The sequence below is a fragment of the Stappia sp. WLB 29 genome (assembly GCF_023507705.1).
GTDB lineage: Bacteria > Pseudomonadota > Alphaproteobacteria > Rhizobiales > Stappiaceae > Stappia.
In genome coordinates this window covers 1-1461 of sequence record NZ_JALBGD010000028.1, presented here as the reverse complement: position 1 = coordinate 1461, position 1461 = coordinate 1, and the positions used below count along the sequence as shown (strand labels likewise).

General features: G+C 63.0%; 2 protein-coding genes. Both read right to left on the bottom strand.

Translation table 11 applies throughout. From position 1 onward, the window contains the following. Window positions 1-929, bottom strand: a 929-nt coding sequence (locus MNI96_RS21760; RefSeq protein WP_502960371.1) for a flagellin N-terminal helical domain-containing protein, incomplete at its 3' end; no start/stop codon positions are given. 195 nt (window positions 930-1124) lie between these two features. Beyond that, the coding region (locus tag MNI96_RS21755; protein ID WP_283776629.1) for a flagellin at window positions 1125-1461 on the bottom strand (337 nt) is incomplete at its 5' end.

The following is a 1461-nucleotide window of genomic DNA, read 5'->3' as shown; positions in this document are numbered from 1 at the left end:
ATCTGGCCCAGGATGTCGTTGAACTGCCCCACAAGCTTTTGGCGGGTGGACGAGTTCGCGGCCGGATTGGCGCGTGCGGCGATGATCAGCGAGTCCTGGTCGCCGGCCGATGCGCCGTTGGTAAAGGTGACTTCCGTCTCACCCGGATCCACGTAGTCGCCGTCGGCCGGATCGGACAGGTCGATCGAGGTGTTGGTGCCGAAGCCGAGCGATGCGGCCAGCGAGGTCTGCTGCGTGGTCGCCGTGTTGCCGTCGCCACCCGTGTCGAAGATGTTCAGGAAGAGATCTTCCGCGTCGGAGGCGGTGATCTTCAGCTTGCCGGCGTCGGTGACCTCGGCCGTCGCCACGCCCGAGGCGTTGATGACGTCGAGCACGTCCTGGACGGTCGAGACCGGACCCGTGCCGTCGGTCTTCTGGGTCGTGCCGATGGTGATCGAGATGCCGGCGACCGCGCCGTTGCCCGTGTTCGAGGTGGACAGCTCGATCACGTCGCCGTTGGCGAAGCCGAGGTTGGACAGGGTCTGACGACGCGCCTGGTCCTGGATCGATTCGCCGGCGACAGGGGTCAGGCCGTTCGTCGAGATCGAGGAAGAGCTCTCCACCACGGTGCCCGAACCGGCCGAGCCGTCCTGCAGCGCCTGGCGAGCGGTCGACTGGGCGCTCTCCACCAGCTTGGTGATGGCGGTGATGCCGTTGTCGGCCGCCTCGATCGTCTTGATCGCGTTGCCGATGCCGTCGAGCAGGTTGGTCAGGTCCTTGGCGCGGGCCGACAGCGACTGCGAGGTGAAGAAGTTGGTCGGGTTGTCGAGGGCCGAGTTGACCTTCTTGCCGGTGGCAAGACGGTTCTGGGTGGTGGCCATCATGTCGGCGGTGTTCTGCAGCGTCAGCAGGTTCTGGCGCACACCGGCGGAGAGAGTGATATCGGACATTCGGAAATCCTTTCGCACCGCCTGGCAGTCAGGCGCATCTCATCCTGAGAACGCGTTAATAATTGGCGCGAAATTCCTAACGAGTGGTTAACCATGTCGCATATCGCGACAAAAATGTTAGGGATTCAAAAAGGAATTTTGAAACGAAAAACGGCGGGCTTTCGCCCGCCGCTTGTTGCTTCGTATCGCTCTTGATCAGAACAGACGCAGCACCGCCTGATCGGCCTGCGAGGACAGCGACAGCGCCGTGGTGGACAGCTGCTGGCGGGTCTGCAGGGCGAGGAGGTTCGCACCTTCTTCGTTGGTGTCGGCCAGCACCAGGTTGTCGGCGCCCGTTTGCAGAGTGTTCACCGCAGCCTTGGTGTAGTCCTTGCGGATCTGCACCGTCGACAGGTTCGAACCGAACTTGGAGCCGGCCTCGCGCAGGGTGATCAGGGCCTCGGACAGTTCGTCGAGAGCGTTGTTCGCCTCGGTGTCGTTCAGGCTCGACACATTGGTGATGTTGAGGCCGGACGAGGTGAGATCCTCACCC